At 61.8% G+C, this 20592-nt stretch carries 17 protein-coding genes; 5 read left to right on the top strand and 12 right to left on the bottom strand.

From position 1 onward, the window contains the following. Positions 1–65 precede the first annotated feature (65 nt). The 4 genes from ACF8SD_RS19875 to ACF8SD_RS19860 all read right to left on the bottom strand — a co-directional run bounded on the left by ACF8SD_RS19875 (position 66) and on the right by ACF8SD_RS19860 (position 3276). The gene (locus tag ACF8SD_RS19875; protein WP_009684542.1) at positions 66–800 is read right to left on the bottom strand and encodes an amino acid ABC transporter ATP-binding protein; all 735 of its coding nucleotides are present in this window, start codon (positions 798–800) and stop codon (positions 66–68) included. Continuing rightward, positions 797–1468 (bottom strand): amino acid ABC transporter permease, encoded by a 672-nt coding sequence (locus tag ACF8SD_RS19870; RefSeq protein WP_173890858.1) that lies wholly within the window; start codon positions 1466–1468, stop codon positions 797–799. The genes ACF8SD_RS19875 and ACF8SD_RS19870 overlap by 4 nt, the downstream gene beginning before the upstream one ends. Further along, on the bottom strand, positions 1469–2215 hold the full coding sequence (locus ACF8SD_RS19865) for an amino acid ABC transporter permease (RefSeq protein WP_009684544.1): 747 nt from the start codon (positions 2213–2215) through the stop codon (positions 1469–1471). It lies immediately after the preceding gene. 143 nt (positions 2216–2358) lie between these two features. Next, positions 2359–3276: a glutamate/aspartate ABC transporter substrate-binding protein gene (locus ACF8SD_RS19860; RefSeq protein WP_009684545.1), complete on the bottom strand. Its 918-nt coding sequence runs from the start codon at positions 3274–3276 to the stop codon at positions 2359–2361. A 350-nt stretch (positions 3277–3626) separates the two neighbouring features. On the opposite strand from ACF8SD_RS19860, the gene ACF8SD_RS19855 reads away from it, so the two are divergent. Further along, entirely contained in the window at positions 3627–7922 is a 4296-nt protein-coding gene (locus ACF8SD_RS19855) for an NEL-type E3 ubiquitin ligase domain-containing protein (protein ID WP_392484904.1), read from the top strand. A 20-nt stretch (positions 7923–7942) separates the two neighbouring features. Here ACF8SD_RS19855 and glpD read toward each other — a convergent pair whose 3' ends face one another. From glpD to ACF8SD_RS19835, 4 genes are all read right to left on the bottom strand, one after another. Further along, on the bottom strand, positions 7943–9481 hold the full coding sequence (gene glpD, locus ACF8SD_RS19850) for a glycerol-3-phosphate dehydrogenase (RefSeq protein ID WP_392484903.1): 1539 nt from the start codon (positions 9479–9481) through the stop codon (positions 7943–7945). 231 nt (positions 9482–9712) lie between these two features. Beyond that, positions 9713–10468 carry a DNA-binding transcriptional repressor GlpR gene (glpR, locus tag ACF8SD_RS19845; protein WP_173890855.1) on the bottom strand — a complete coding sequence of 252 codons (756 nt, stop codon included), beginning with the start codon at positions 10466–10468 and terminating at the stop codon, positions 9713–9715. A 143-nt stretch (positions 10469–10611) separates the two neighbouring features. After that, the gene (gene glpK / locus ACF8SD_RS19840; RefSeq protein WP_173890854.1) at positions 10612–12111 is read right to left on the bottom strand and encodes a glycerol kinase GlpK; all 1500 of its coding nucleotides are present in this window, start codon (positions 12109–12111) and stop codon (positions 10612–10614) included. 51 nt (positions 12112–12162) lie between these two features. After that, positions 12163–13014, bottom strand: coding sequence for an MIP/aquaporin family protein (locus tag ACF8SD_RS19835; RefSeq protein WP_173890853.1), 852 nt, complete (start codon positions 13012–13014; stop codon positions 12163–12165). Between the two features lie 298 nt (positions 13015–13312). On the opposite strand from ACF8SD_RS19835, the gene ybaK reads away from it, so the two are divergent. Continuing rightward, positions 13313–13783 carry a Cys-tRNA(Pro) deacylase gene (gene ybaK / locus ACF8SD_RS19830; protein WP_054904052.1) on the top strand — a complete coding sequence of 157 codons (471 nt, stop codon included), beginning with the start codon at positions 13313–13315 and terminating at the stop codon, positions 13781–13783. 36 nt (positions 13784–13819) lie between these two features. Here the strand turns inward: ybaK and ACF8SD_RS19825 are convergent, their stop codons facing one another. Both ACF8SD_RS19825 and argF read right to left on the bottom strand, forming a co-directional pair. Then, positions 13820–14929 (bottom strand): ABC transporter ATP-binding protein, encoded by a 1110-nt coding sequence (locus ACF8SD_RS19825; RefSeq protein WP_173890852.1) that lies wholly within the window; start codon positions 14927–14929, stop codon positions 13820–13822. After that, positions 14926–15846: an ornithine carbamoyltransferase gene (argF, locus tag ACF8SD_RS19820; RefSeq protein ID WP_054913622.1), complete on the bottom strand. Its 921-nt coding sequence runs from the start codon at positions 15844–15846 to the stop codon at positions 14926–14928. Before argF ends, ACF8SD_RS19825 begins: the two co-directional genes overlap by 4 nt. A 382-nt stretch (positions 15847–16228) precedes the next feature. Here argF and ACF8SD_RS19815 point away from each other — a divergent pair, with 382 nt between their 5' ends. Both ACF8SD_RS19815 and grxD read left to right on the top strand, forming a co-directional pair. Next, positions 16229–18337, top strand: a complete 2109-nt coding sequence (locus tag ACF8SD_RS19815; protein WP_392484902.1) for a molybdopterin oxidoreductase family protein — start codon at positions 16229–16231, stop codon at positions 18335–18337. A gap of 91 nt (positions 18338–18428) precedes the next feature. Further along, entirely contained in the window at positions 18429–18764 is a 336-nt protein-coding gene (gene grxD, locus ACF8SD_RS19810; RefSeq protein ID WP_009684557.1) for a Grx4 family monothiol glutaredoxin, read from the top strand. A gap of 55 nt (positions 18765–18819) precedes the next feature. Here grxD and bfr read toward each other — a convergent pair whose 3' ends face one another. Together bfr and ACF8SD_RS19800 are read right to left on the bottom strand one after the other, a co-directional pair. After that, positions 18820–19293, bottom strand: a complete 474-nt coding sequence (gene bfr / locus ACF8SD_RS19805; protein ID WP_009684558.1) for a bacterioferritin — start codon at positions 19291–19293, stop codon at positions 18820–18822. Positions 19294–19492: 199 nt separating this feature from the next. After that, entirely contained in the window at positions 19493–19711 is a 219-nt protein-coding gene (locus tag ACF8SD_RS19800) for a bacterioferritin-associated ferredoxin (RefSeq protein ID WP_009684559.1), read from the bottom strand. Positions 19712–19934: 223 nt separating this feature from the next. On the opposite strand from ACF8SD_RS19800, the gene ACF8SD_RS19795 reads away from it, so the two are divergent. Then, on the top strand, positions 19935–20537 hold the full coding sequence (locus ACF8SD_RS19795; protein WP_009684560.1) for a peroxiredoxin: 603 nt from the start codon (positions 19935–19937) through the stop codon (positions 20535–20537). Positions 20538–20592 lie beyond the last annotated feature (55 nt).

Genomic DNA, 20592 nt, shown 5'->3' with positions numbered 1-20592 from the left:
CCTTGTCACGACCAGCGCCTGCTGCCCGATTGGGCAGCCGCGCCGACCGGTTCTATGAAGCAAAGTCAGTGTTGCAGGATCTTGCTGAGGAAGTGCTGGGTGCGTTCGTGGCGGGCAGTCGGGTCGCCGAAGAACGCTTCCTTCTGGCAGTCTTCGATGATGTGGCCTTTGTCCATGAAGATCACGCGGTTGGCCACTTTACGGGCGAAGCCCATTTCGTGTGTCACGCACATCATGGTCATGCCTTCGTGGGCAAGCTCCACCATCACGTCCAGTACTTCGTTGACCATTTCCGGGTCCAGCGCCGAGGTCGGCTCGTCGAACAGCATGACGATCGGGTCCATCGACAGTGCACGGGCAATGGCCACGCGCTGTTGCTGGCCACCCGACAGCTGGCCCGGGTGCTTCTTGGCATGAGCGCCAAGCCCGACGCGGTCGAGCAGGGCCAGGCCTTTTTTGGTGGCCTCCGCCTCACTGCGGCCCAGTACCTTGCGCTGGGCGATGGTCAGGTTTTCGGTGATGCTCAGGTGGGGGAACAGTTCGAAGTGCTGGAACACCATGCCCACCCGCGAACGCAGCTTCGGCAGGTTGGTCTTGGGGTCGGCAATGGAGGTGCCATCAACCACGATATCGCCCTTCTGGAACGGCTCCAGGGCGTTGACGCACTTGATCAGGGTGGACTTGCCCGAACCCGAAGGGCCGCACACCACCACCACTTCACCTTTTTTGACCTCGGTGCTGCAGTCGGTCAGTACCTGGAAGTCCCCGTACCACTTGTTGACGTTCTTGATGGAAATCATACGGCGATCCTTTTTTGCAGGCGCTTGACCAGCCACGAAGCGGAGAAGCTGATGAGGAAGTACACGACCCCGGCGAAGATCAGGAACTCATGGGAGCGCCCAATGATGTCGCCGTTGGAGCGTGCCGAGTTGAGGAAGTCCACCAGGCCCACGGTGTAGACCAGCGAGGTATCCTGGAACAGGATGATGCTCTGTTGCAGCAACAGCGGGGTCATCTTGCGAAAAGCCTGCGGCAGGATGATCAGGCGCATGGTCTGGCTGTAGGTCATGCCCAGGGCCTGGGCGGCGCCCATCTGGCCCTTGGAGATCGACTGCACACCGGCGCGGACGATTTCACAGAAGTAGGCGGCTTCGAACATCATGAACGCCACCACGCACGAGGTGAAGGCACCCACCGGGGTGTCCTCGCCGGTGATCCAGCGCAGTACGAACGGTACCGCCAGGTAGAACCAGGTGATCACCAGCAGCAGCGGGATCGAGCGGAAATAGTTGACGTAGGCACCGGCCAGGCGCGACAGCAGCTTGCTCGATGACAGCCGCATGAGCGCCAGGATGGTGCCCAGCACGATACCGCCCACCACGCCCATGACCATCAGTTGCAAGGTCATGAGCATGCCTTCCCACAGGGCGGGCAGGGCCGGGATGATTTCGCTGAAATCCATGTCCATTTACTTGCCCCCCACGGAAATCAGGCCAGGCACGGCGACTTTCTTCTCGACCATGCGCATCAGCAGCATCAGCCCCATGTTCAGGGTGAAGTAGATCAGCGTGGCCAGGGTGAAGGCCTCGAACAGGTTGGCGGAGAATTCGGCGGTCTGTTTGGTTTGCGCCAGAAGCTCCATCAGGCCGATCAGCGATGCCACCGAGGAGTTCTTGAACACGTTGAGAAATTCGGAGGTGAGCGGCGGAATGATGATCCGGTAGGCCTGGGGCAGCAGCACGTTGGTGTAGATCTGCGGCAGGCTGAAACCCATGGCACGGGCCGCGGATTCCTGGCCGCGCGGCAGCGCCTGGATGCCGGTGCGCACTTGCTCACAGACACGGGCGGCAGTGAACAGGCCCAGGCAGATGACCACACTGATCAGCGCCGAGGTGGTCGGGTTGAGGTCTTGCTTGAACCATTCCTGCAGGCCTTCGGGCAGCAGGTCTGGCACCAGGAAGTACCAGATGAACAGCTGCACCAGCAGCGGCACATTGCGGAACAGCTCCACGTAGATGGTGGCGATGCCCGATACCAGGCGGTTCGGCACGGTGCGCATGACGCCGAGCACCGAGCCCAGCAACAAGGCGATGATCCAGGCGGAGATGGCGATGGCGATGGTCCAGCCCAGGCCGGTGATGTACCAGTCGAGATAGGTCTCGCTGCCCACGCCGGTGGACTTGAAGAACACGCCCCAGTCCCAGTTGTAATTCATCGGGATTTCCCCTCAGACGGTTGTTTCACGGGCACCTTGGAACATCCGGGGGCGCGGGGCGCCCTCGGATGAAAGGTTAGACACTAATGAGTGGCCTGTAGGATTTGATTCGTGCTGTCGAGCACCAGGCCGTTATCTGAGGATCAGGACTTCTTCTCGTCCGCGGCCTTGTCGGTAGGCTCAGCGATCAGTTTTTTCAGCTCATCGCTCATCGGGAACTGCAGGTTCAGGCCTTTTGGCGGGATCGGTTGCTGGAACCACTTGTCGTAGCTCTTGTTGACTTCGCCCGATTTGAAATAAGCAACGATGGCATCGTCGACCGCTTTCTTGAACGCCTCGTCACCCTTGCGCACCATGCAGCCGTAGATTTCATAGGACTGCGGGGTACCGGTGATGACCCAGTCTGCCGGCTTGCGCGCCTTGGCCATTTCACCGGCGAGCAGGGCGTCGTCCATCATGAAGGCTACAGCGCGGCCGCTTTCGAGCATGTTGAAGGCTTCACCGTGGTCCTTGGCGGAAATCACGTTCATCTTCATCTGCTTGTCGGCGTTCATCGCCTTGAGAATGCGCTCGGAGGTGGTGCCGGCGGTGGTCACCACGTTCTTGCCAGCCAGGTCCGGGAAGTCCTTGTATGCAGGTTGACCGTCCTTGACCTTGGTCAGCAGGCGGGTACCGACTTCGAAGATGCCGACCGAGAAGCCGACTTGCTGCTGGCGCTCGACGTTGTTGGTGGTAGAGCCGCATTCCAGGTCGACGGTGCCGTTTTGCACCAGCGGGATGCGGGTCTGCGAGGTGACCAGGTTGTAGCGGACCTTGATGTCCGTACCCAGTTGTTTTTTCAGGGCATCTACGACAGCCAGCTGAATGTCATGCGAGTAGCCCACGGGCTCGGGTTTGCCGGCCAGGTAGGAAAAGGGAATGGAAGAGTCGCGGTGGCCCAGGGTGATGGTGCCCGAGTCCTTGATCTTCTTGAGGGTGCCGGTCAGTTCTTCGGCCATGGCTGGCGAAGCGATGATCGCAGCTGCAATGGTGGCGCCCAACAGATGACGAACGATACGCATCAAATTTTCCTCGACGTGTTTGTTTTTTTTATGGAGCCGTTGGCGGACTCTTTCGTTCAACGAATACAGCGAAGCGCTGTGCATTCGGTTGAAGAGTGTAGAGCATGAGTCGTGCCAAACGGGTTCGACGAGCAAAAAACCCGATCGTTCGGGTGCTCGGCGCCTTGGCGGGGTGCGTCTACCTCGGGCTTTTGTTCGGTTTTCCGAACTATCCTGATTGCAATGGTCGGAAAACCGATTGTTTGCCCAGGCTGGCTCGCTGCAGGAACCAAGGTTGGGGCTATGGGTGTACCTCAGCCTCTGGCTGGATGGCTGGTTGACTCGGCGCCCTTGTCGCTGGAGCTGAACCGATGACCGAGCCGTTGTTTCCCGCTGATTCGATCGATACCTTGATTGCCCGGCGCCTGCCTGCATGGCTGGTGGCGCATGGCAATGTCGACTGGTTGCTTGCCTTGCGCCGCGCGCTGCAGGCCCAGGAAGAAGCCACCCGTTCGCTGCACCGAACCCTGCAAGCCATTCCGGCACTGGACGAGTTCGCAGCTACCCGTTTGAACCAGGTATTGAACCGTGCAGGCCTGACGATCACCGACCTGCGCCGCAGCCACGTGGGTGTCGAGCGCACCGTTACACTGCCGCCGATGGCGCCGGGCTGGCCCATGCGTCGGCACATATTGCGATCTTCCACGCCGTTGCTGGCGGCGGTACTGCACAATTTCCATATCGTCGACACGCGCCCTTCGCCCAGCCGCCGGGGCTGGCTGCTCGACGCCAGCGGCGAGCCCGTGCCGGTGGGTTACGAGGTATTCGCCGGGCGCTGCCGCGAGGCCGATGTGGGCGGGCGCTACCAGGCCATCCTGCGCCAGTGCCTGGCGCCGGACGATGCCCCAGGTGCTGCACCTGGCTCGGCCAAGGCCGCTGTACACCGGTGCTTCGAGGAAAACGCCCGCGCCGACCTGGAAGTGGCAGTACGCTGCGCATTGCTCAAAGGTGATCTGGACGAGAACAGCTACCGCTTGCTGTTGCCCTGTATTACCGCGTCACCGACGGTGCCGGCGGGGCCGGGTGAGGTCGCGCCACGGCAGCTGTACCTGTTGGGCAAATGTGTGCGAGGCGTGGTGACATTGGAACTGCGGCCAGCGCTGGGGGCGGACCTGCAGGGGGTATTCGTCTGGGTACCGAATGACCCGCAGTCGCCGGTTCGCGTCTATCAGTCCTGGGAAGAGGTGTTTCGGGCGTTGGCCAGGCGCCTGACGACGGCACCCTACCGCCGATTCTTCAGCCGCTTCATCAGTGAGCGCGACCGGGTTGGCTTTCAGCAGCTGCTCGAGGAGCGGATAGAGGCAAGTGCGGCGCACCAGGTGCCTGAGCTCGATGGCAGGCACCTGCCCATCAATACGACGCTGTTCAGTCATGTGCGTGGGTTGCAGATAGACAAACTGCTCGATGATGCCCACGTGCTGGCCGTGCCTACCGCAGACCTCGATGAACAGGCGCGCGATGCCCGGCTGCAAGCCTATCGGGAACTGGGCCTGAACCTCTTGAACCTGGCAGGCATGTTCGTTCCGGTGCTGGGCGAGGGCTTGTTGGCCTACACCGCGGTGGAGTTAGCCGGGGAAGTTTACGAAGGCTACCAGGACTGGCGTATCGGCGACCGGCAGGGCGCCATGGATCATGTGTTCGGTGTTGCGCAAACCGTAGTGGCGGGTGCGCTGATTGCCACCGGTGCCTCCGCGGCGCGGCATTACCTGCAGCGCGTGCCGTTCGTGGACGCGCTGCAGCCAATGCGTGACCAGGCCGCAAATGCTCGTTTGGTTGCAGCGCACCTGCCCGGGTATTCGATTGACTGGAGCCCGGGAGACGACCTCCACGAGTGGGTGTGGCACCTGGACGGAGCCATGTACCGGGTAAGCGAGGATCCTGTGCATGGCAGCACGCGAATTCGCCACGCATCGCGTGCTGAAGCCTGGCAGCCCAGGCTCGAAAGTAACGGTGGCGATGGCTGGCGCCATGAGCTGGAGCGGCCAGGGGACTGGCAGGGGGCCGGCCAGTTGGTCAGGCGGCTGAGTTCAAGGCTTGCCGGTGTACCCGATGCCGCCGCGGATTACCTGTTGCAGGCGACGGGGTTGAGTGAAGCCCGGCTGCGGCGCCTGCATCTGGAACAGGTGGATGCCCCCGCACGGCTGTACGATGCGCTGGATGTTTATCGCGCCCATGAGCGCTTCCCCGACCTGGCCGGCCCGGCCTTGGAGCAGCAGCTTGCCGATAGCGTGGCGGAGCACGGCAGCAGTCTGTTGGCCAGGGCATTCCCGGGTTTGTCGAGGCGTCAGCTGGTTGAGTTGATGGCGCAGTGCAGCGGCGTCGAGCGGGAACAATTGCTGGAGCGGCAACGCTTGCCGTTGACGCTGGCCGAGCGGGCGCGCTGGCAACTGCGTGAGCGCCGGCTGGACCGCGCGTGTGCCGGCTTGTACCTGCCGCGTGCAGTCAACGCCGACAGCGAACGCATTGCCTTCGGGGTCTTGGGAGAGCGGCTTGCCTGGCCATCGACGCTGAGGCTGGAGCTTCGTGAGCGCACTGCGCAGGGGGCGCTGCTGGCCAGTGCCGGCAGTGAGGGCGCCGAGCAGGTGCAATACATCTTCAGGCGCGGCGACGGTTACCGCAGTCCACGATCGACGCGTTCCCACAGCTTGCAGTGGGCATTGCTGACGAGCCTGGATGAGGCGCAGCTGGCAGAGCTGGGCAATGGTGGCCTGGGTGAAGAAGCCTTCGGCCAGTGGTTGTTGCGCAGTGCCGCAAGTGACCGGGAACAGGCCGCCAAATGGTGTGGCATGCAACCTGTGCACGGCGCCTTGCGCCCACCCCAGCGTTTCGGGGATGGGCGCCTGGGTTACCCGCTCAGCGGGCGCGGAAGTGGCGAGCGGCAAGCGATCCGGCGGGGCATTCAACAGATTTTTCCGACCCTGAGCGACGATGAGATACAAGCGTATTTGCTGAACGTGGGCGGTGGCTATGGCGGGCTATGGGAGCACTACACCCAACTTCAAGAGCATCTGGCGCAACTACGCAGTTGTTTGCGCCAGTGGCGCCAGGCCGCCAGCAACCCGCTGCAGGGCGTGAGGCGTCGTCGGTTGGAGACCGCCCTACGCCGTTGCTGGAGGCGCAAGGTGGTCAACGCAGGGGGTGAATACGTGCTGGATCTGGATGGCGAGCATATCGGCAGCTTGCCACAGCTTCCGCCGGGCATCCGTTTCGATCATGTCAAACGTCTGTACCTGCGCGACAGCGGCCTTACTGTAATCGACGAAGACTTCCTGGCGCGCTTTGGCAATTTGGTCGAGCTGGACCTGTCACGCAACCGGTTGACCACGATCCCGGCAGGGCTGGAAAGTCTGGAGCGGCTCAGGACCTTGACGCTATCGCGCAACCAGATCGCCCTTGACAGTGTGGGTGAGGGGCGTCTGGTGCAGGCGCGGAGCCTGCAGTTCCTGGACTTGAGCTACAATCCGCTGGGGCGGGCGCCCGTGTTGACCACGTTGCGCTACCTGCGCGAAGTGCGGCTCAGGTCAACCGGCCTGGAGCAGATGCCTGAGCCGGTGTCCTGGCGGGCCAGGATCGATCTGCGAGACAATCGTATCCGTCAGTTACGCCAGGACCTGGCGCGGCTACGCCTGCAATTGGAAGATCATGCCCTGCACGACAACCCCCTCGACGAGGCAGAAGAAGCCCAGCTCGAGCAGGCCGGGGCCAGGAACCCTGCTGCTGGCGGCGTACGGCATCATCGCCCCGTAGACGACGCTTTGTTCGGGCGTTTGACCGATGCGGTAGAGGAACACCAGCGGGGCCGGTGGCGCGCGATCTATGACGCGTTAATCGCTGAGCGGGGCGCGGCCGACCTGTTTCGGTTTCTGGCGGACTTCGTCGCTGCCGAGGATTTTGCCCTTGCGCCGACCCGTTACCGCGCGCGTATCTGGCGCATTCTGGAGTTCTGTGAGCAACATGAGGCTGTGCGTGTGCGCCTGTTCGCTGAAGCCGGTGGCCCAAGGACGTGTGAAGACCGGCTGCTGTTGACGTTGGAGCAGCTTGAACTGAGTGTAATGGTGGAGCGCGCCGTAGGCGGTGAGCCGGCGGGACTGGAGGGGCGTTTATGGCGTCTGGGGCGTTCGCTTTGGCGCCTGGACGAAGTCGACCGGCTTGCCGTGCGCCACATCGAGCGCCTGCGTGCCCAGCGTACGGTCGGCGTGGATGAGGTCGAGACCCGGCTGTACTACCGGCTCAAGTTGAGTGCCACCCTGGACCTGCCCATCGAGTACGATGAAATGCACTACCCAGGGTTTGCGCATGTCACCAGCAGCGACCTACTGCGTGCTCGCGACCAGATTCTGGCAAACGAGACACCTGAGCAAGTGATTGGCTCCCTGGCGCAGCGGCCGTTCTGGGAGGTCCATGCCCGCGAGCGCCACCCGTCGCGTTTCGAGCAAGTCCTGCAACCGCTCAATGAGCGGATGGAAAGCCTCGAAGAGCAGGTAAGCCAGGGGCAGATCGACGACTGGACCTTCGCCCTGCGTTGCAAGGCCCTCAAGTACGAATACGAGCAGGCCGAGCGACGCTTGTTGCTAACCCTGGCGCAGGAGCTGCACAGCAGGCTTTGAGCCTGCTGTGCAGCGCTGCATCACGCGGCGTGGCCCTGGGGAAGCCCGACTCGGGTTTGTTGCAGGTAGTTTTCCAGGGCCAGGCGTTCTGCTGCATGGGTAAACAGGCCAAGTTTGGTGCGGCGCCACAGGATGTCGTCGGCGGTCGTCGCCCACTCCGCCTCGCAAAGGTAGTCCACTTCGCGAGCGAAGAGCCCACCGCCAATGGCCTGGCCGAGGTCATCCGGGCCGTTCACACCCTCGAGCAGTTGCCAGACCCGGCTGCCATAGGTGTTCGCCCAGCGTTGGGCAATGTCCACCGGCAGCCAGCTGTGGCGGGCCACCAGTTGCTCCAGCAGCGCTTGTGCGGTGGTCATCTGCTCGCCACCCGGCAGGGGCGCGGTGGCTGTCCAGCTGCCGCGCATCTGGCTGAAGAAGGGCTTGAGCTCGGCCATCGCCGATTCGGCCAGCTTGCGGTAGGTGGTCAGTTTGCCGCCGAATACTGACAGCAATGGGGCCTGACCGACCTCTGCCGACAGCGCCAGCGTGTAGTCGCGGGTGACGGCCGACGGGTTGTCCGACTCGTCGTTGCACAACGGGCGTACCCCGGAATAGGTGTTAAGGATGTCGGCCTGGCTCAACTGATGGTTGAAGTGGGCGTTGACCACGTTGAGCAGGTACTGGGTTTCCTGGTCGGTGATGGCGACTTTCGCCGGGTCGCCGCTGTACTCCCGGTCGGTAGTACCGATCAAGGTAAAGCGCTCCAGATAGGGGATGCAGAAGACAATGCGCTGGTCTTCGTTCTGCAGGATATAGGCGTGTTCGCCTTCATACAGGCGCGGCACGATCAGGTGGCTGCCCTGGATCAGGCGAATGCCATAGGGCGCATCGAGCTTGAGGTCGTCCTTGATGAAGCTGGCCACCCAAGGGCCTGCCGCATTGACCAGAGCGCGAGCCCGAATGCGCTGTTGCTGGCCGTCGGCATGCAGCAGGTCTACGTGCCACAGCCCATCTACACGCTCGGCGCGCAGGCAGCGGGTGCGGGTCAGAATATGAGCACCGTGTTCACGGGCCGCCATGGCATTGAGCACCACCAGGCGGGCATCGTCGACTGCACAGTCGGCGTATTCAAAACCGCGCGTGATCTGCGGTTTGAGCGGGTAGCCCGGGCCAAAGCGCAGGCTGCGCGAAGCACCCAGGCGCTTGCGCTTGCCCAGGTGGTCATACAGGAACAGGCCAGCACGGATCATCCAGGCCGGACGCAGGTGCGGGCGGTGTGGCAGCACGAAACGCATGGGCTTGACGATATGTGGCGCCTTGGCCAGCAGCACTTCACGTTCAGCCAACGCTTCGCGAACCAAACGAAACTCGTAATGCTCAAGGTAGCGCAGGCCGCCGTGGATCAGTTTGCTGCTGGCCGATGAGGTGTGCTGGGCCAGGTCGTCCCTTTCGCACAGGAACACTTTGAGGCCCCGGCCAGCGGCATCGGCGGCAATGCCGACACCATTGATGCCACCGCCAATCACGGCAATGTCGTAGCAGTCGGCGAGTGCTGGCTGGGACGAAACGGGCTGGGACACGGGCAAGGCCTCCTGAAGCTGTTCATAGCGAATATGAACATTAATGTTCGTTTCCGAAAATACTAGCGCAACAAGGGGGCGCTTGCCAGTCAGTTTTCATAGAAAAAACTGATCACATGGCAAGTAAGTGAACATTTACGAAAATTCGCTGAATACTTCGCGCAACGAGCCGCCCCGCAGATCGCGCGGCGCTCGATCCGAGGGCGTTACCGCCTGACGGCCTGGGGGCGTTTACACCACTTCGATGCGGATCTTGTACTGGTTGAGCAGCTGCGTCAGGGCGGGGGCGGGGGCCTGGTCGGTCACCAGGCAATCCACCAAGTTGATCGAGCCCAGGCGCACCATGGCATTGCGCCCGAATTTGCTGGAATCGGCGGCCAGGATGACCTGGCGGGCATTGGTGATGATGGCCTGGGATACCCGCACTTCCTGGTAGTCGAAGTCGAGCAGGCTGCCGTCCTCGTCAATGCCACTGATCCCTACCAGGGCGAAATCGACCTTGAACTGGTTGATGAAATCGACGCTGGCCTGGCCGACCACGCCGCCATCCCGGCGCACTGTGCCGCCTGCCACCAGCACCTCGAAATCATCCTTGGCCGCGAGAATGGCGGCCACATGCAGGTTGTTGGTAATGACTTTCAGGTGGTTGTGATTCAGCAGGGCCCGGGCGATGGATTCGGTGGTGGTGCCGATGTTGATGAACACCGAGGCATGGTCGGGAATTTGCCTGGCCACGGCCTCGGCGATACGTTGCTTTTCGTCGCGCATCTGGTCGGCACGCATGGCATAGGCGGTGTTTTCGACGCTCGAATCGTAAGCGGCACCCCCGTGGTAGCGGCGCAGCAGGTTGAGTTCGGCTAACTGGTTGATGTCACGGCGGATGGTTTGTGGCGTCACGACGAACAGCTGCGCCATTTCTTCGATACTGACGTAACCGCGCTCTCGCACCAGTTCGAGGATTTGTTGTTGGCGTGGGGGCAGATTCATGGGCGGTCCTTTGGGGCTGCCGGACAAATTCTGCAATGATGCCGTAGGACGGAGACTACGGCCAGTGCGCTATGACGCATGGCCCGTGCCGCAAACCGCGAACTGCGATCCCATGGTGGGACCGCGTCATCGCTGAGGGTGCCTCAGGCGTCGTGATCTTCCCAATCGCGGGTGCGGTCGACGGCCTTCTTCCAACCGGCATACAGCTTTTCTTTCTGCGCTTCATCCAGCTGCGGGCTGAACTCGCGTTCGATGATGGCCTTGTCGCGCAACTCGTCCAGGCCACACCAGAAGCCACAGGCCAGACCCGCCAGGTATGCCGCGCCGAGGGCTGTGGTTTCACGCATCTTCGGGCGTTCCACGCAGGTGCCGAGGATGTCTGCCTGGAATTGCATGAGGAAGTTGTTGGCCACTGCGCCGCCGTCCACGCGCAGTTCGGACAGGCGCTGGCCGCAGTCCTGTTGCATGGCGTCGAGCACGTCGCGGGTCTGGTAGGCGATCGACTCGAGGGCCGCACGAATGATGTGGTCCACCTTCACGCCGCGGGTCAGGCCGAACAGCGCGCCACGGGCATAGGGATCCCAGTACGGCGCACCCAGGCCGGTAAACGCCGGCACCAGATACACGCCATTGCTGTCCTTGACCTTGCTGGCGAAATACTCGGTATCCAGTGCATCGTTGACGATCTTCAGCTCGTCACGCAGCCACTGCACGGTGGAGCCGCCATTGAACACGGCGCCTTCCAATGCATAGGCCACTTCGCCCCGCGGGCCACAGGCAATGGTGGTGAGCAGGCCATGGGAGGACTTCACGGCCTGGTCGCCGGTGTTCATCAGCAGGAAGCAGCCGGTGCCGTAGGTGTTCTTGGCCTGGCCCGGTGCCACGCACATCTGGCCGAACAGGGCCGACTGCTGGTCGCCGGCGATACCGGCGATGGCGATGCCGCTCTTGGTGTGGCCATACACTTGCGACGACGGCCGCACCTCAGGCAGCATCTGCCGCGGGATGCCCAGAATTTCCAGCAGTTTGTCGTCCCACTGCAGGCTGTGGATGTTGAACATCAGCGTGCGCGAGGCATTGGTGTAGTCGGTGACATGGACCTTGCCGCCGGAAAATTTCCAGATCAGCCAGGTATCGATGGTGCCGAACAGCAATTCGCCACGTTCGGCCCTTTCGCGGGCGCCTTCGACGTTGTCGAGGATCCATTTCAGCTTGGTGCCGGAAAAGTACGGGTCGGTGACCAGGCCCGTGGTTTCGCGAATGTAGTCTTCATGGCCATCGCGCTTGAGCTGGGCGCAGATCTCGGTGCTGCGGCGGCACTGCCAGACGATGGCGTTGTACACCGGGCGCCCGGTTTCCTTGTCCCATACCACGGTGGTCTCGCGCTGGTTGGTGATGCCCAGCGCGGCAACCTGCGCATGGCTGATGCCCGCCTGGGCCAAGGCTTCGACCATGGTCGCGCTTTGGGTGGCGAAGATCTCCATCGGGTCGTGTTCGACCCAGCCCGCCTGCGGGTAGTGCTGGGCGAACTCGCGCTGGGAGGTACCCACCACGTTGGCGTCACGATCGAAAATGATCGCTCGCGAACTGGTGGTGCCCTGGTCCAGGGCGATGATGTAGTTCTTGTCCTGGGTGTCTGTCATGGTCGTAGGCCTTGCAAGAATAGGGGGTCAGGGCTGTGTGTGATGCCGCGATCAACTGGCTTGAGTATCGCCCTGGCGGTTGTCATTTGTCTCAGGGTGCGTCGCAGTTGCAACAGGCAGGTTGCGGGCGATCAGGCCGCGATAGGCCGCGGCGCCCACGCAGGCGCCAACGATCGGCGCGAAGATCGGCACCAGGAAGTAAGGAATGCTTCGCCCACCGGTAAAGGCAATTTCGCCCCAGCCCGCCAGGAATGTCATGAGCTTTGGACCGAAATCACGGGCCGGGTTCATCGCGAACCCGGTCAGCGGGCCCATGGCGCTGCCGATCACGGCGATCAGCAGGCCGATCAGCAGCGGCGCCACGGCACCGCGCGGCAGGCCATTGTTGTCGTCGGTCAGGGCCATGATCACCGCCATCAGGATAGCGGTGATCACCACTTCGACCAGAAAGGCCTGGCTGGTGGAGAGCGAGGGGTGCGGGTAGGTGGAGAACACCGAGGCCAGCTCCAGGCTGGCTTCGCTTCCGCGTAGCATGGCGTGCGCCTGTTCGAAATCGAAGAACAGGTTGCTGTACAGGGTGTAGACCAGTGCTGCACCACAGAATGCGCCGCACACCTGGGCCAGCATGTAGAAAGGCAGCTTGCGCTTGTCGAAACCGGCGAACAGGGTGAGGGCGATGCTCACGGCCGGGTTCAGGTGCGCGCCGGAAATGCCGGCGCTGAGGTAGATGGCCATGCTTACCCCGACACCCCAGATGATACTGATTTCCCACAGGCCGAAGCTGGCGCCGGCGACCTTGAGCGCGGCGACGCAGCCAGTGCCGAAGAATATCAGCAAGCCCGTGCCGAGAAATTCGGCCAGGCATTGGCTGGACAGCGTGGGTTGGCGTAGAGCAGTCGTCATGTATGACCTCGTTGTTTTTGTTGTGAGGCGCTTGGCGCTCGACAGCAAAGCACGGCGTCCATCCCCATTGACACCGAGCAGGGAAGTGCACCTTTAACGTGCACCACGTATTCAGAAACGAAAAAATATAGACAAGAAACGCTGATGTCAAAGGTCGAAAGTGAACGACCAGTCACGAAATGGCCGCTAAAATCGGTTTCGGATGCCCGTGCCAGAGCTGCGCGATTGCGGTGCGCTGGCTGCCATGTGGGAATTGTCCTAAAGTAGCCGCCGAGCCGTCCCAGACCGGAGCCCCTGCATGACCCCCGCCCTAGACCTGTTGAAGAAGCATCGTGCCGAGCATCGCGTGCACAGTTACGAACACGACCCCAAGTCGGCGTCGTATGGGCTGGAGGCGGCAGAGAAGCTTGGGCTGGACCCGCAGCAGGTATTCAAGACGTTGCTGGCGAGCAGCGAGAAAGGCGAGTTGCTGGTGGCGGTGGTGCCAGTGGGAGGCACCCTGGACCTCAAGGCCCTGGCCCATGCTGCCGGGGTGAAGAAGTGCGAAATGGCCGACCCTGCAGCCGCCCAGCGTGCCACCGGTTACCTGGTCGGCGGCATCAGCCCGCTGGGGCAGAAGAAACGCCTGCGCACCTTCATCGATGAGTCGGCGCAGAACTTTGCCACCATACATGTCAGTGCCGGACGGCGAGGGCTGGAGGTGGAGTTGGCGGCCGCCGTGCTGGCCGAGCATACCCAAGGTAAATTTGCCGGCATTGGCAGGGGCTGAGAAGTTGGGGCTGGCTTGCAGCCCCAATACGCTGTATCAGGTCGCCGAGCTGTAGCGACGAACCCCTTTCTCCAGGGGTGGCAACTGCGCTGCAACGCTACCGGGTGCCGGAAACAGCACCAGGTGGTCGGCTTTTACCGCAATGCCGACATCGTCACCCACCTGCTGATCGTCATGGCTGGGGAAGATCGCTTCCAGCTGGCTGCCCGTCGGCAACTGCAGGCGGTACAAGGTCGAGGCGCCGAGGAAGCTCTTGCCGACTATTTTGGCCTGCAGGGGGCTGCCTGGTGCATGCACGATATCGTCCGGGCGCAGCAGCACATCTACCGAGCTGCCCGGGGCCATGATGTAGGCGCGGTTACCCCGCAACTCGCCCAGTTCGGTGCTGACCGCTTCGTGGCTGACCATCTGGCCACGAATGAAATAGCCCTGGCCGATGAAACTGGCAACGAACGGTGTCTGTGGCTCGTGGTACAGATTGTACGGTGTGTCCCACTGTTCCAGGCGGCCCTCTTTGAACACCCCGACCTGGTCGCTGACGGCAAACGCTTCCTCTTGGTCATGGGTGACCAGAACGGCACTGGTGCCGCGGCTTTTGAGAATGTCACGCACTTCATGGCTCAGCCGCCGGCGCAGTTCCACGTCGAGGTTGGAGAACGGCTCGTCGAGCAGTAGCAACTGCGGCTCGGGAGCCAGCGCACGGGCCAGCGCGACCCGTTGCTGCTGGCCGCCAGACAGCTCGTGCGGGTAACGCCCGCCCAGGCCAGCCAGCTTGACCAGCTCGAGCATTTCTTCGACGACTGCCGCCTGGCGGGGGTGCTTGGCAATGCCGAAGGCTATGTTCTGCGCCACAGTCAGGTGGGGGAACAGCGCGTAGTCCTGGAACACCATGCCGATGCGGCGCTTTTCCGGGGCCAGGGTGAAACCGGCGCGGGAAATCACTTCGCCAGCCAGCTGGATCTCGCCATCGTGCACCGGCTCGAAGCCGGCGATGGCGCGCAGGGTGGTGGTTTTGCCGCAACCGGATGAACCCAGCAGGCAACCGATGTCGCCTGCGTTCAGGTGCAGGTTGAGGTTCTGGACGATGCGCTGGTCGCCGTAGCCGCAGGCAAGGTTGCGCAGGTTGAGCAGTAGGGGTTGACTCATGCGTGGTGGTAAGCCGGTTCGACAAGGAATTCGAGAAGGGCCTTCTGTGCATGCAGGCGATTTTCAGCCTGGTCCCAGGCGACGGACCGCGGGTCGTCGAGCAGGTCATGGCTGATTTCCTCGCCACGGTGGGCAGGCAGGCAGTGCATGAACAGGGCGTCGGGTGCCGCCAGGTCGAGCAGTTCGCGGGTGACCTGGTATGGCGCAAAGTGCGCCAGGCGCCGTGCAGTTTCCTCCTCCTGGCCCATGGAAGTCCAGACGTCCGTGGTCACCAGGTGGGCACCGCTTACGGCTTGCTTGGGGTCGCGCACGATTTGCACGTGGTCACCGCCAATGGCCATGAAGCGTGGGTCAGGCTCGTAACCTTCCGGGCACGCGATACGCAACTGGAAGTCAAACTGCCTGGCCGCCTCGATGTAGGAGTTGCACATGTTGAAGCCGTCACCGATCCAGGCCACGGTCTTGCCTTGAATGGTGCCGCGGTGTTCGAGGAAGGTTTGCATGTCGGCCAGCAACTGGCACGGGTGCGACTCGTCGGACAGCGCGTTGATCACCGGTACGCGTGAGTTGGCGGCGAATTCGGTGAGGGTGCTGTGGGCATGGGTGCGGATCATGACCACGTCGAGCATGCTCGACAGCACGATGGCGCTGTCGCCAATCGGCTCCCCACGGCCCAGCTGGGTATCGCGAGGCGACAGGAAGATGGCCTGACCGCCGAGTTGAATCATGCCGGCTTCGAACGACACACGGGTGCGGGTCGAAGACTTCTCGAAAATCATGCCCAGCACGCGGTTTTTCAGCGGCTCGAACAGCACGCCTCGCTTGCGCAGGTCCTTCAGCTCGATGCCGCGGCGGATCACCCCGAGCAATTCGTCGGCGGTGAAGTCCAGCAGGGAGAGAAAGTGCCTAGCGCTCATGATTGACTACCTTATCTGCAACAGTATGCAGGTCGACCGTATGGTTTTTTTGACAACGGGAGTGACCTGCGGCGTAAGCCGCACGGGGGCGGACGAAAAAGGGAAAGGCGCAATACTATAAGTAAATGTCGCCTAAAGCCAAGAGGGGAAACAGCAGGCTGCCCGCAAAGAGGTTGCAAGGCGTGTCTCTACCCGTTGGGCTGTGCTGTTTTTTATTTGCTACAGCAAGTTGTACACGGCTTGCTGGCAATTTGGCAAATGGCTGTCGCAAATCGTGCCACTGATGTCGGTGGATTCACGCGGCGAAGCGCGCTGGCCGGGATAGGGTGCGGGGCGCATAGTTTCAGCTCGTTCACCCCCCAACAACAAGGCAGAGGCGGCCATGACCAAGACCCTGCATCACCGTGCGTGTCACCTGTGCGAAGCGATCTGCGGGCTCAACATCGAAATCAGCCATGATGACGCGGGGCGGGCGCAGATCAGCTCGATCAAGGGCGACCCCCACGACCCGTTCAGCCGCGGCCATGTCTGCCCCAAGGCGGTGGCGTTGCAGGACATTCAGAATGACCCGGATCGTTTGCGCCAGCCCCATAAACGGGTAGGGGAGCACTGGCAGGCGATTGAGTGGGATGAAGCGTTTGCCTTGGCCGCCGACAGGCTGTGGGCGATCCAGCAGGCCCATGGGCGCAATGCCGTGGCCGTGTACCAGGGCAATCCCAGCGTGCACAACTATGGGTTGATGACCCACAGCAATTATTTCCTCGGCCTGCTGAAAACCCGCAACCGTTTCTCTGCCACATCGGTGGACCAGTTGCCGCAGCACCTGGTCAGCCACCTGATGTATGGGCATGGCTTGCTATTGCCGATCCCGGACATCGACCATACCGATTTCATGTTGATTCTAGGCGGCAACCCGCTGGCCTCCAACGGCAGCATCATGACGGTGCCCGACGTGGAGAAGCGGCTCAAGGCCCTGCGCGGGCGCGGTGGGCGCCTGGTGGTGGTGGACCCGCGGCGCAGCGAAACGGCGGCCATGGCCGACCGCCATCTGTTCATTCGCCCCGGGGGCGATGCGGCGCTGTTGTGCGGCCTGCTGAGCACGCTGTTCGACGAGGGCCTGACGCGCGGCTCCCACGTGCCGGTCAATGGTCTGCAGCAGGTTCGCGCGGCACTGGCGCCACTCAGCGCCGAGGCCATGAGCGCGCTGTGTGGCATCGAGGCGGCCGAGATCCGGCAGCTGGCACGGGATTTCGCCGCCGCCGACAAGGCGGTGTGCTACGGGCGCATGGGCGTGTCGACGCAAACCTTCGGCACCCTGTGCCATTGGCTGGTGCAACTGATCAACCTGGTGACCGGTAACCTCGACCGTGCCGGCGGGGCGTTGTGTACGGAGCCGGCCGTCGACCTGGTCGCAACCACCTCGGGTGGGCATTTCAATGTCTGGCAAAGCCGGGTATCGGGGTTGCCCGAATACGGCGGTGAGCTGCCGGTGGCGGCCCTCGCCGAAGAAATGCTGACGCCCGGCGAGGGGCAGGTGCATGCCTTGGTGACGGTGGCCGGCAACCCTGTGCTGTCCACGCCCAACGGCCGCCAGCTGGATGCTGCGCTGGAGGGGTTGCAGTTCATGCTCAGCATCGACCTCTACATCAACGAGACCACACGCCATGCCGACTTGATCCTGCCCTCGACCTCGGCGTTGGAAAATGATCACTACGACAGCACATTCAACTTGTTGGCCGTGCGCAACATCACGCGCTTCAACCGGGCGATCCTGGCCAAACCGCAGGGCGCCTTGCATGACTGGGAAATTTTCGTCGGGCTGGCGCAGGCCTATGCCAGGCGTGCCGGGCTGGAGATCAAGCCGACCGTGGCCCCCGCACAGATGATCGACCTGGCCCTGCGCAAAGGCCGCTACGGCGAGGCAACCGCCTGGCAGCTTTCCCTGGCCAAGCTCGATGAGAACCCGCATGGCCTGGACCTTGGCCCATTGCGCGCCAACCTCCAGGCTCGCCTGGCCACTGCCAGCAAGGCAATCGAAGCGGCGCCCCAGGTACTGTTGGACGATTTGCAGCGGTTGGCTCGGCAAGCACCGCCGGCGCCGAACGAACTGTTGTTGATCGGGCGTCGGCACGTACGCAGCAACAACTCATGGATGCACAACTATCATCGGCTGGTCAAATGCAAGCCCCGGCACCAGTTGCTGATGCACCCCCACGATCTGCAGCAGCGGCAACTGCAAGATGGCCAGCGGGTGCGGATTCGCTCGCGCACCGGGGCCTTGGAAGTCGAGGTACTGGCTTGCGAGGATATGATGCCCGGTGTGGTCAGCTTGCCCCATGGGTTCGGTCATGGCCGGCAGGGCATACACCTGCAGGTCGCCCAGGCGCAGCCTGGCGTGAGTGCCAATGACCTGACCGACGAGCGCTTGCGTGACCAGGTGTCGGGCAATGCGGCGCTCAATGGCGTCCCCGTGCAGGTCGAGGCCGCTTGAGCGATGGTAAGGCCGAGCATGCTGCTCGGCTTTCCGTTACAATGCCTCACCGTGCCGACGATCGCGTCGGAAAGTTCAGCTGAGGTGCTAGATGGATATCATCGATACGATCAAAGAGCAGATTGCCAACAACACCATTCTGCTTTACATGAAAGGTTCGCCGAATGCCCCGCAATGCGGGTTCTCGGCCAAGGCATCGCAGGCTGTGATGGGTTGTGGCGAGAAGTTCGCCTACGTCGACATCCTGCAGAACCCGGAAATCCGCGCCAACCTGCCAAAGTACGCCAACTGGCCGACCTTCCCGCAGCTGTGGGTTGCCGGTGAGCTGGTCGGCGGTAGCGACATCATGCTGGAAATGTTCGAAAAGGGTGAGCTGCAGGCCCTGATCAAGGACGCCGCCGCCAAGGCCAAAGCTGCCGAAGCCTGATTTCGGCAAGCATAAAAAAACCCGCTGATCGCGGGTTTTTTTATGCTGCGGGTGGTTACTCTTCGCCCATCTGCGATTGCAGGTAGTTTTCGATACCGATCTTGTCGATCAGCCCAAGCTGGGTTTCCAGCCAATCGATATGTTCTTCCTCGGACTCGAGGATATCTTCCAGCATGTCACGCGAGCCGAAGTCACCTGCAGTTTCGCAATGGGCGATGGCGGCCTTGAGATCGGCCAGGCCCTTGTGTTCGAGCTTCAGGTCGCACTCGAGCATTTCCTTGGTGTGCTCACCGATCAACAGCTTGCCCAGGTCCTGAACGTTAGGGATGCCTTCGAGAAAGAGAATACGCTTGATCAACTTGTCAGCGTGCTTCATCTCGTCGATCGATTCCTTGTACTCGTGCTTGCCGAGCTTGTTCAGGCCCCAATCTTCGTACATGCGGGCGTGCAGGAAATACTGGTTGATCGCGACCAGCTCGTTTCCGAGGATCTTGTTGAGATGCTGGATGACGCTTACGTCGCCTTTCATTTGGGTTCCTGCCCTGTAGAAGTGTGCCAATAGCAGGAAGTTTGAGCCCGATGCGTAAGTGTGTCAAACCTAAGTGATTGAATAATAAATGAAAATTAATAGGAATAAGAATGTTTGTGAACCGCGTTGGTACCTTAACTTATTGATATGTAGGCATAAAAAAACCGGACGCTAGGTCCGGTTCTTGGAAATGCTGGTGTCAGGCGGTGGTGAATTCTACCGGGTAGGGCAGGGCTGCCTGGCTGACCTGTAGCTCGGTCAGGGTCTCGCGGACCACCTGCTTGGCCAGGCAGGCACATTTGCCACATTGGCTGGCGACGTTGGTCGCGGCTCGCACATCCTTGTAACTGCAGCATCCTTCATAGATCGCGTCGCGGATCTGTCCGTCTGTAACGCCGACACAAAGACACACATACATAAGGGCTGACCATCGCTGGTGGAGTCGATGGGTTGGAGCTTAATGTTAATGAGAATGCTTGTCAAAGCACTTTCTGCAAGGCGTGTGCTTGAGCGCCCGGCGGTTGCCTGCTCGTTGGATTCGGCCTGTCATCAGAAGCCGTGTATGATGGTCGCCTTTGTTGGATGTCGGGCAGGCGCGTCTGGCCCGGCAAACGGTTCTACATCCTCATCAGGAGATTACAATGAGCGTACTCGTAGGTAAGAAAGCCCCCGATTTCACCGTACCGGCCGTGCTGGGCAATGGCGAGATCGTCGACAGCTTCAACCTGGCTTCGGCCATCAAGGGCAAGTACGGCCTGGTGTTCTTCTACCCGCTGGACTTCACCTTCGTCTGCCCGTCCGAGCTGATCGCCCTGGACCACCGCATTCCTGATTTCCAGGCGCGCAACGTAGAAGTGATCGGCGTGTCGATCGACTCGCACTTCACTCACAACGCCTGGCGCAACACCCCGGTCAACAACGGCGGCATCGGCCAGGTGAAGTACACCCTGGCTGCCGACATGACCCACGAAATCTGCAAAGCCTACGACGTTGAGTCCGAAGGTGGCGTGGCCTTCCGTGGCGCCTTCCTGATCGACACCAACGGTGTTGTTCGTTCGCAGATCGTCAACGACCTGCCACTGGGCCGTAACATGGATGAGCTGCTGCGCCTGGTCGACGCCCTGCAATTCCACGAAGAGCACGGCGAAGTCTGCCCTGCCAACTGGAAAAAAGGCGACAAAGGCATGAACGCTTCGCCAGAAGGCGTTGCCGCCTACCTGAGCGAGAACGCCGGCAAGCTGTAATTACCGCGCGCATGAAAAACCGGCCCTCTGGCTAATGCCTGTCTGTTAAGCGTTA

Origin of the sequence: Pseudomonas sp. CJQ_9 (assembly GCF_043106615.1) — a bacterium.
GTDB classification, from domain to species: Bacteria; Pseudomonadota; Gammaproteobacteria; order Pseudomonadales; family Pseudomonadaceae; genus Aquipseudomonas; species Aquipseudomonas juntendi.
Note: the sequence above shows the minus strand (reverse complement) of the source record. Positions and strands in the feature narration are given on the sequence as shown.